General features: G+C 37.3%; 10 protein-coding genes and 1 pseudogene. 2 read left to right on the plus strand and 9 right to left on the minus strand.

Annotation, left to right across the window (positions count from 1 at the left end):
* The 7 genes and pseudogenes from CP352_RS10335 to CP352_RS10370 all read right to left on the minus strand — a co-directional run.
* Nucleotides 1-217, minus strand: a pseudogene (locus CP352_RS10335) (hypothetical protein); the annotation flags it as partial.
* Nucleotides 217-1221, minus strand: a complete 1005-nt coding sequence (locus CP352_RS10340) for a replication initiation factor domain-containing protein (RefSeq protein WP_233186940.1) — start codon at nt 1219-1221, stop codon at nt 217-219. The pseudogene CP352_RS10335 and the gene CP352_RS10340, both read right to left, overlap by 1 nt.
* 244 nt (nt 1222-1465) lie before the next feature.
* Nucleotides 1466-1810 (minus strand): single-stranded DNA-binding protein, encoded by a 345-nt coding sequence (locus tag CP352_RS10345; RefSeq protein ID WP_089145248.1) that lies wholly within the window; start codon nt 1808-1810, stop codon nt 1466-1468.
* A gap of 13 nt (nt 1811-1823) precedes the next feature.
* Nucleotides 1824-2651 carry a site-specific integrase gene (locus tag CP352_RS10350; RefSeq protein WP_219349800.1) on the minus strand — a complete coding sequence of 276 codons (828 nt, stop codon included), beginning with the start codon at nt 2649-2651 and terminating at the stop codon, nt 1824-1826.
* A gap of 29 nt (nt 2652-2680) precedes the next feature.
* Complete coding sequence (locus tag CP352_RS10355) at nt 2681-2833, minus strand: YvrJ family protein (RefSeq protein WP_087712505.1); 153 nt, start codon at nt 2831-2833, stop codon at nt 2681-2683.
* 246 nt (nt 2834-3079) lie between these two features.
* The gene (locus tag CP352_RS10365) at nt 3080-3316 is read right to left on the minus strand and encodes a DUF2922 domain-containing protein (RefSeq protein ID WP_089145245.1); all 237 of its coding nucleotides are present in this window, start codon (nt 3314-3316) and stop codon (nt 3080-3082) included.
* A gap of 18 nt (nt 3317-3334) precedes the next feature.
* Entirely contained in the window at nt 3335-3553 is a 219-nt protein-coding gene (locus tag CP352_RS10370; protein ID WP_089145244.1) for a hypothetical protein, read from the minus strand.
* 1068 nt (nt 3554-4621) lie between these two features.
* Here CP352_RS10370 and CP352_RS10375 point away from each other — a divergent pair.
* Nucleotides 4622-5197, plus strand: coding sequence for a hypothetical protein (locus CP352_RS10375; protein WP_089145243.1), 576 nt, complete (start codon nt 4622-4624; stop codon nt 5195-5197).
* Between the two features lie 740 nt (nt 5198-5937).
* On the opposite strand, the gene CP352_RS10385 is transcribed toward CP352_RS10375, so the two are convergent.
* Entirely contained in the window at nt 5938-7113 is a 1176-nt protein-coding gene (locus CP352_RS10385) for a restriction endonuclease (protein WP_089145241.1), read from the minus strand.
* A 105-nt stretch (nt 7114-7218) separates the two neighbouring features.
* On the opposite strand from CP352_RS10385, the gene dcm reads away from it, so the two are divergent.
* On the plus strand, nt 7219-9213 hold the full coding sequence (gene dcm, locus CP352_RS11420) for a DNA (cytosine-5-)-methyltransferase (protein ID WP_233186941.1): 1995 nt from the start codon (nt 7219-7221) through the stop codon (nt 9211-9213).
* 691 nt (nt 9214-9904) lie between these two features.
* Here dcm and CP352_RS11425 read toward each other — a convergent pair.
* Nucleotides 9905-10540: LysM domain-containing protein (locus tag CP352_RS11425; RefSeq protein WP_233186942.1), on the minus strand; the 636-nt coding region annotated here is incomplete at its 5' end.

Below are 10540 nucleotides of genomic sequence, written 5' to 3' on the forward strand. Positions count from 1 at the left end.
CCCTACGGGCTAGGTCAGTGTGGATAGTCGCAAATTTATGATAATCAAAGCCTGAAACGTGCAAGCACACACTTACTGTATTAATACCAAGCATTTTCAAGCGTTCATAGTGTTCAGGGGTTGATGTGGTAATAGCTGAACAATAAGCCATTCTAGGGTAATTTTGGGTAGTTACTGTTCTTGGTGGAGTTTGAATTGTAGTAGTCATTTGTGACATTATGCTGGAGTTCCTTCCTTTTGTAAAAATTGTGTAATTGCGTCTTTATGCTTCTGTGAGAGCCTTTTTGAGCCTTCGACTAGAATTGATCTAAACCAGGCTAAATCACCCTCATGAGCCTCTAAAATAGCTGAAAGCGTTGGAGAAATTTGACGGTCGACCCAAGAAATCATGTCTTCGATTGTTTTATCTTCTTTTTCAATTGTGAGCTGTAGTTTTTCGACATTTGATAAAAGTTCACTCCACCAAGGAGCCGTGGGCCATCTGGCTTGATTTCGATCAGCTATCGGCAAAATAAATCGTAAGTACTGTTTGAGGCTTCCTCTCAGCACGTAGCCTGGAGATTTATGACCATTTATCATGTGGTCTACCAGTTTTTTCGCGCGATCTTTGCGATAAACCATTTCAAGGCGTGTCCATTTTTCAGGAATATCTTTCTGATCTGAATTAACCTTACGCTCTAGCGTCTTGTCATATACTCGGCAAAAAAGATCTGAAGCCTGAGAGCCGAAATACATCGTCCTACCTAAAAATGCATTGGTCGACGTTTGTCTTGACGTGACTTCGTCCCATTTACTCCAGCGAGAGGTAAAGTGCCCTTTGATCGCGGCATCGTGAATTTTGTCATAACTGACTATTTTTGATTCAAAATCATCGACTGCCAGGTCAATTCTCGTAAAATTCACGCGTTCATGTGCTGAGAGGACGCGGATAAGGTGCATTAGATCATGCTTTGCGGAGTATTGTCTGCAGCCTTGTCCTGTAATCATGACGTGTATGCCGCTCTGCGGGTTGATTTTAGTATCCAGGTCAACAACATCAGAATTGGCGGTAAACATGACGAAAATACTGCCACCTTGCCATTTGAGTTGATTATGGTACCCGAATCTTCCCTTGGCCAACGGTGAAAAATCCATCCAACCAAGATCTAACGTGTTAATCACCTTGGGTAATTGAGTGTTAAGCACGGTAAACTCTAGCCAGTCAATTTGTACTTTTAACATTGTCTCTATCCTTTTTTTCTGCATTCATGTATTTATTACCCCCCTATTAGTAATAGGGGGTGTTAAGTACGAAACTCTTCTTTTTCTTGGGGCTAGCCCCAACCCCCACGCTCGCCGCTAGGCAAGGAAGCCAACTTTGTTGGTTTCCTTGTTTATAGCTTTAAAGCGAAAAAAGCTGTCAACTCCTTATCCTCACACGCTTTGCGTGCTCCGGTACCGTTGACAGCCCTTTAGTTTTAATTAACTACGCTGCCATTTCAGTTTCCATAGCAGTGGATCTATTTGGATCATGTAAGAAATTAATAGTCGATACCACGATTGTATGATGATATCTGACACGCTTTGTATCATCGTCGATTGAAGTAGAAACTTGGAGACGACCTTGACACAAGACCTGTCGACCCTTTCCGCAATGCTGGGCAGTCGCAACTGCTAGCTTGTCAAAAGCAACGCACCTGATGAAATCCGCCTCATCTCGATTATTTTGTCGAGGTACGGCAACGGTAAACCAAGCATAGTCACGACCGTTGGAACTTTTCTTTAATTCAGGTGCATTTGTTAATCTTCCAAGTAACTTAATATCATTCATCTCTAATCTTCTCCTATAATTCAATTTTCGGTGTTAAATCGCTCAAATCTACTAGTGCAGACTGAGCATAGTGCGCAGTCATACCAAGGCTTTTATGTCCAAGCAAATACTGCACAGTTGTCAGTGGCACTCCTTTTTCAGTTAAAAGCGCCGCAAAGGTATGTCTAAGCAGGTGACAGTGAAAAGGTATGCCGGTCTTTTTGGCAAAATTTGTGGCATAGCCTTGCAAAGTCCGCTTAGATACTCTAAAAAGCGGGCGATTATCGACTTCTAGCTCTGCACGATACTTCCAAACTATTTCTGCTGCTGTCTGATCGATAATCGGTATGCATCTATCGCTGCCCCACTTGGCTTCGTGAATGTCGATGTAGACGGTTTTTCCGCGCAGAGTGATGTCTTCTGGCCGAAGATGCGCGGCTTCGCCTACACGGCACCCACTGCCATACATGAGCCAAAAGGCGGCTCTCGCATTTTCCTGAAGACCATCGATGTAAGCTTTAAAAATCTTCAGTTCTTCGTCGGTCAAACGTTTGATTCGTTTGACTTTGACATTTTTAGGGTAATCCGCAGGTCTGATCGGCACCTCAGAAATATACCCTTTGCTATATGACCAAACCAAATATACATGGATTGTCGATAAAATTCCACGGATTGTAGAAACCCGTGAACACTTTTCGAGTTTTGTACCTAAAAAACGAGACAAAATCTGAGTTTTTGTATCATTTTCTAGGTCGATGCCCATTTTTTTTACCTTTTTCAATCTTCGCTCATATTCTCGTAAAGTCCCCTCGGCGCGACCTTCAGCACGCATATCTTCTAAAAATTCTTCGATTTTTTCCATTTGCGTAAATATAGAAATTGGTCGTGTGTCTACAATGAATCTTTGCCAGTGGGCCGAATTGCTTCAGATAGCTTGATAACAGCATTTGTAAGCCCATCTAGTTTGGTCTCTATGCGCATTATCAGCAAAATTGCGATGGCCACGCCAGCGGCTTGATCCATAATCATCTTAAAAATGTCCATATTCTATCCTTTCCGGATAATTTCGCCCCAATTAGCTGCACAGTGCTTGCATAAGTCTAAACTTCCCGTCAGCATTGCCGATGTTTCAGCATTTTTGACATCTAATCGATAGCTAACATCCTTGACCCTTTTGCATAATTCGCACTTGCGGTAAACAGGGCGAGCATATCCTACTAGCTCTAAATACTTATTCATTTTTTCTCCTTATAGAAAAAGGGAAGGGAACCTTGTCCCTTCCCTTAAGCATTATTCAGCTTTTGCATCTGATGCAAAAATGTCGTCAGTTTGAGTGGTGTAGTACTCAGCACCAACAATCTTTGCATAAACCTTAACGCCGTTCTTTTCGAATGAATCAGCGTCAACGATCTTTTGCATAGCAGCCTTAACCACATCAGCAGCAAGATTTTCCTTAGGATATCTTACAGTGATCATGCTGGTCTTATTTTCAGCTGTTTTGAACTTTAATTTTAAAACCTTCTTCATGGTCTAGTCTCCTTCCTATTAGTCTTGTGAAATTACACGTGAGTCGTCTACAGTGTAGATTTCGTCACATGAAGCGTCGAATACTTCAGCTAATGCTTCACCGATTGCGTAAACATTATCTGGAGTAGCGTCTTCCTTTAAGTTTTGTAAAGTGAAGTTGTATTGACCGCCCTTAACGAGCTTAGTTCCCATTACAAACTTGGCTTTTCTGCCTACTAATTCTGCGGTTTGTGCCATTTTAGTCACTCCTTTTTCTTAGATTGATTTCTGTTAAAGATCGAGAGTGTGAAACTCGAAAATTACTTGCGAAAGCATCAAAAAAAGCAATGATGCTTTCTCGACGTTTTTGCGCGCGATACATCATTGCTTAGTTTCTTTTCTTAAATTTATGTCTCTTTCTTGATGTACTAATAGTATAACAAAAAGTTATTAATGGATCAATATTATAATTTAAAAGAATGACTAACTAAATTTTATTTGTGTGTTCGGTTTCATTGTCTGCATCTTTATCATATAATATAAACAACAACTTAATACAGAGAGCAATAAAAAAGCCCATCACCGATATTGGCGTATCGGTAACGGGTCAAGCTCATTGATTACTAGACCTAATCAACAAGTGATTTTTAACTTTCTTATGTTTCTATTCTACCAAGTGTGATAGATAAATTCAATAATAAGAGAGTAATTTACAAAGATGATTAACGGCTATAGTCAATGAACCTGACTATAGCTTTTTTAATTGCTAATCATCAATTTTTATTGCACTTTTTTATTGAATTAGAAACAAAAAAAGTAGGTGTCCTGAGCCGATGCAGAAAATCAGGCGTATGCAACTAGCAAAGGGAGCTAGCGGGAACGACAAGCGGCGACTACGGCCGTGGTAACTTTAGCCAGAATGGTAGGGGAGGTCATATACTTTATATGTGGACGCTGAGCAGTTAACGAAAGGTTAACCAGAAGTCCGGATATAGAGGCGATCACGTTTCTCTTGCGGAATTTCCGCGTTAGTAGTTGTCTGGGCTATATAGGACGTAAAACGTGCCCCTGAAAAGGGGAATTTGACGACGGACGACCGACGGTGACGTTGAGTTTGTTAATCATTTTATTTAGTGCTCTGTTTCAGGGCACTAACTCTCCTCTGGAGTCCCTCTGGCTCAATTGAGTTTGGGCTAAATATGTTATTTTTGCAATATATTTTGCATAGTGGTGCTGATTTGAGTAATGTTAATTTAATGAAGATAATTCGAAGATCTTTGAATTAATTTGAATTTATTCGAAGAGAATGAAGAAAGAGATGCTTTTATGAGTAAAACGGTTCGTCAAATTGCTAAAATCCTTGGTGTTTCAGCTGATGATTTAGTTAAAGAAAAACAAAGAATTAGAGATGAGATTAAACGTCAAAAGATTGAGACTAAGAAGATTGGAAATAAATTTGTTGTTTCAGATGATGATACCACAAAAATAATTGCTAGTATAAAGAGAAAGAATGTTGAAGATAATTCGAAGAAAACTGAAGAAAATAATGAATATCTTCAAATGATTGCAAAGCTTAAGGAGGAAAATAGTAGGCTTAAGGCTGATAATGAGGAAAAAACTGAAAGATTAATTCGAAGTAATTCAAAGAAAGATGAAGAAATTCGAAGATTAAATTCAAAGATTGAGAAGTATGCCGATGATTTTAAAGAGCTGAATGATAAGCAACTTCAGTTGAATAATCAGCAGCAGCAATTACAAGCTCGAATTTTAGAACAAACAAAACAGCTCAAAGATACTCAACAAAAATTGTTAGATAGTGCTGAGAAGAGCTCTGAGCTGCAAGATAAAGTTGACAAGATTGAGAATGCATCCTTATGGCAGAGAATTACTAGGAAATTTTAAATTTTAGAAGAAGTTAGGTGTTGAAATGAAGAAAAAGGTTATAAAAAACCATATTTGACTAAGAAAATGGTAAATAAGTTATATAAGAATTTGAAAAATAAAGATAATGAAAAAGATGAAAAAAATGCGTGGCGGGAATTTTTTAGTTAGTATAGGATTTTAACGGCTATTTCAGCATTTTTATTTTTGTTTCTTTTCAAATTTCATAAGTAGACCAATCGAAAAAAGAGTCTGCGTAATGCAGACTCTTTTTTCGATTTAAGAAACATGAACGCTGCTTCATGCCGACACTATAAAAGTGTTCTTGCTAATTGGTACGTTTTTTTATGACTTGCATAACGTCAAAGGCAGTAGTTACCTGATCTAAACGATCCTTACTTCTACGGTTATTTAAAGATATTTTAACGTAAATCAGCTTAATTTATGTCGATACTAAGATAACTCGATTACTAATCAATAATTTCAATATGATTTTACATCGTCTAAATTTATTAACTGCCCAGATAGAAAGAATTAATCGCTGTCATATCCATTCATGAGTATCTCAGAAAAGGTTGCAATATCTTGCGTTGTCTTCTCTTTTTATATTCTATTTTTGATCGTTGTCTTTCTTTATTTAGTGCAGCAGTGTGGGCACTAAGCATCATACCCTGCCACTTCATCATGTCGCGATCTTGATAGCTTTTGAAAAATTCTAATGCCTTATCATCGAAGTCTTTACTCATTATCTAACGTCTCTGTTAATTTATTTTCTGATTATTCTTCTTCTCAAAGTATTTATTATGTATCTTCATGTAATGTTGCCTATCTGGAGTCATAATTTTTTTATCGATCTTATAATGATTGTTTTCTACTTCTTGTACGAACATTGAATCGTCATCATCAGCAAAGATAGGATTTCCATCCATATCAAAAGTCATCTTATACTTATCAAGATATTGATCTGGATTACCAGGTGCTAAAAGTAATGCATTTTGAGGATCATATGCAGCATCGTTGTCATATTTTCTTAACGCTTCTGCAGATGCATATAAGTGAGAGACTACTAATCCCATACTTTCTTTTTTTGTTAACCAGCAGATCTTTTTACCATAAAGTCTTATACTTTCATCATATACAGCCTTTTTCATCAAACTAAATCGATAAGTATCTCGAGTGGTATCTCCTGGTTCGGGAAAATATTCTGGAGCATGATCAGCCAACATAATAATCTTATCTGCTAACTTCCTACCGCTAACTCGAAATAGGGACATCTTTGATAATATATTACATACATAGCTTATCTGGTTATATTTTCGTGCTTTAAAATCTATGCTTTCTGCCCATTTCTTATCAATTTGAATATCTTTTTCACGAGCATATTTTTGGCTTAATATCTGTGTATCATTCATAAGACCGATTAATTCGTCAGCAGTGAGACATTTATTTTTACGATTCAATATAGTCTGAACTAAGAATTTTATCTGATTAAATGGATCAGCTTTAGTTCTATTAGAATTAAAACTCGCATATTGATACACGGTATCTGAGAAAAGACGCTGTAAAGTCTCTTCAGACTGTCCTGGCTTAATATATTCTTTGGCTGCAGAATGATATCCTTGCAAGTATGGTTTTACAAATCCTAGTTTTATATATTGATTAATTTGTTTCCTAGTAGACGCACCAGTAGAATCATCATTTTCGTATATGCTCTTTATCTTTGCTTCGAGGTCCTTTGAATGTGTTACTTCTTGATTAAGAGTCTTCCCCTTTTTTAATTCATCTACGGTCTTATTGGCCAGATCATATTTATCAATATGATCTACTATTAGTGCAAGTGTTCTTATAAATTGATTGCCGAAGATATCTGATGTACCCAAAGTTATCTTCCAGTATTCTTCATATTTTTGATTGCGTATAACTTTTTTATGACTCAATATTCTAGCCTTCTATCTAATATATTAGTTTAAAGGTGACTTAGGGTAGGGGGGTGACTTTTAGCATGTATTATGTTAGTCTATTATCTAAAGGAGACTCTGACCATGAACTATATTGATTTATTCTCCGGAGCCGGTGGTTTAGGGCTAGGCTTTGAAGAAATGGGCTTTAATAATATATTCTCTATTGAGTTCAATAAAGACATAGCTAAAACGTATGAATATAATTTTCCCAAAAATCATCTTATTATTGATGATATAAAAAATATCTCCAATGCACAAATTAAGAAGTTACAGGAAAAAAATAAAATTGACGTTATAGTTGGTGGCCCCCCCTGTCAAGGCTTTAGTATAGCTGGTAATATTGGTAGAAAGTTCGTTGATGACCCTCGTAACCATTTATTTAAAGAGTTCGTAAGAGTTGTCAATGTAATTCGCCCTAGAATGTTCGTGATGGAAAATGTGGCAAGAATGGCTACACATAATCATGGCAAAACGATAAAAGAAATTTGTATAGAATTTAGAAATATAGGTTATCACGTACAATATAGGGTTCTGAATGCAGTAAACTATGGTGTTCCTCAAAATAGAAGAAGAATATTTGTAGTTGGAACTTTAGATGGCTTAAATCTTAGATATGGGTACCCTACTCCTTCTTTTAATTTTAAAACTGTAAAAGATGCTATTGATGATTTGCCACCATTAGCAAACGGAGAATCTAGTGATATTCCAAATCACTTTGCAATGCATCATTCTGAACAGATGTTGGAAAAGATGTCATATGTAACTGAATATGGTAATCGGGAGGAGATTCCAGAAGCTATAAGACCTAAGTCGGGAGATGCTCGTAAATATATCCGATATGAGCGAAATAAGCCGTCCGTTACCATTACTGGTGATATGAGAAAGGTATTCCACTATGAACAAAATCGGGCTTTGTCTCCGCGAGAATTAGCTAGAATTCAAACTTTCCCGGATAATTTTATCTTCCAGGGAAACAGCATTTCAATACAACAACAAATCGGTAATGCTGTGCCTCCTTTGTTAGGCAAAGCTATTGCGGGTTCAGTTAAACAAGCTCTTACTCTAAAAAGTAAGAGAGAATATCCTAAAGTTAATTATATTGGAAATAAAGAAAAACTATCTTCATGGATAGTTGATAATATGCCTTCTAATACTCAATCTGTACTTGATTTATTTTCTGGTGGAGCATCTGTATCCTATGAATTAAAAAAGAGAGGATTCCAGGTATTAGCTAATGATTCTTTATTTGCGTCATATTCTATAGCTAAAGCACTAATCGAGAATGATAGAGTTATTCTTGACGACAATACCATAGATAAGGCATTGACTGTATCGTTAGAAGAAAAAGATATTAAGAGAGTATCTTGGTTAGCCAATAAGCTATATTTTTCAAACGAAATCGAAGAATTGGCAAAATTAGTGAAGTATTCTGATGTATTAGAGGGATATCAGAAATATCTCTTTATTGCTCTCTTAAGGCGTGCGATGATTAGAAAACTTCCATATTCACGGATGAATCTCACATGGGAGAATATAAAGAAACTCAGAGATGAGGATTATTCATATAAGAAATACAAGAGACGCAGAGCATATCATAATCAACCATTTAGTAAACATATGAAAGCCGAGCTACATTCATATAACGCAGCTGTTTTTTGTAATGATCAGGATAATAAGGTTTATCAAAAAGACGCTGTAAAAATGATTGAAGATATTGATCATGTGGATGTAATTTACATGGATCCTCCATATCCAGGAACTATGAATAATTATGAGGGCTTCTACGGTAGCTTCGATAAGATCTTCAAAAAGGATATTAAATTTGAAAATTTAACTAATAGTAAAAACTTTGTTGCAAAGCTGGAAGAGATGGTTAGTTTAGCAGCAACAAAGGCTGATTATCTTTTATTAAGTATTAACTCACGAATAAAACCATCATATGAAGAAGTAATTAATATGTGCGAGTTTTACGGTAATGTTGAGTTAAAAAAGAAAAAGCATAATTATCAAGTTAGTGGTAAAGAAAATAAAAATAAAAATATGGAACTTTTAATAGAAGTAAAGTTTTATAAATAAAAGGAGACTGATATCAATCAGCCCCTTTTTATTTGCCATCTTTCTGACTCCCTAGGATTGAGGAAATGTTCTTGCGTGAGTAAGGACATGTCTAAGGACGGCGGTCAACTGACCGCTTTTTTTGTTACCTGGAAAGTTTGTGAATTTTGTAAATATGCAAAAACAAAAAGCCCATAAAATGGGCTTTTTGAATTGTGTACGATTTTATTTCACAAAGTCAAAAATCGCGTCCTGGTGGAAAATCCAGTAAGCATGCTATTTTACTATTGCTTTCATTAAAATTACTATTTTAATGAGTAGTACAATTTAGGTATCAGGAATAGCCTGTAGCTTTGACTGGCTGACCGAGCCGATAAGGAGAGACGCGTCCGCAGGCGTGGCTCGACCGGCGCAGGGCAGACACGGCATTGCGGAGGGCTATTCCTGATACCCTTATATCTTTCATGGAACACAAAAATGCACCAGGTACAGGTGCATTTTTTGTTATTTCAAGGATATAAGGCTTTTGTGCATGGTGCGGCTTCGCTTTGGCAACGACCACATGGGAAGTCTCCTCAATAGCCTTAAGTAAGCCAATCGCCCACTTTTATTAGAAGGATGGGATAGTGAGCGATTGTCTTACTTAAGGCTATTGAGGAGCCTTCCTGTCTACAACCGCGCGGCACTACGCCGCACCATGCACAAAAGCAAACTAAGCAATGCGGACTACTTGTCCGGCAAATATGCGATCTTCTGCTATCGCCCGATTGAGTGCGAGCAAATCAACTACAGGCATGCCATGTCTGCGTGCAATTGAGTACCAGGTATCACCAGGTTGTGCCACATAGTCAAAGTCGACCAAGGAAAGCTGATAGCCGCTGTCGTCAGTGTAGAAGCCATAATAATCATAGGCTAGATACTGTACATCGCCTTCCACTTCATCAGTATAAACCCATGTGCCAGCTTCCGGGACGCCTGAAGCCTTGGCACCACAATTAATAATGGTTAAATTAATCATTTTCGGCAGTTTAGACAGATCATACAAGCCATCATCTAGGTCACGCTTGAAGAAGGCTAGATCAATGCAGGAGCGGTCGTGGTAACGAGAGAGTAAATCGATCATTTCGATAATCCGTTCTTCACGATTCTTGCAGAATCTATCGCTGTTTATCAAAATGGTAATTTTGCTCTTACTGGTGTAATAGAGCTTTACCAATCTTTTAGTAAAGGCGATGACATCATCAATATGCTCATGCAGATCGGTAATCATGAAAGCATGTGTGGTCATCTCTGCCCTACGGGCTAGGTCAGTGTGGATAGTCGCAAATTTATGATAATCAAAGCCTGA

Origin of the sequence: Lactobacillus sp. UMNPBX1 (assembly GCF_002554085.1) — a bacterium.
Lineage (GTDB): Bacteria > Bacillota > Bacilli > Lactobacillales > Lactobacillaceae > Lactobacillus > Lactobacillus crispatus.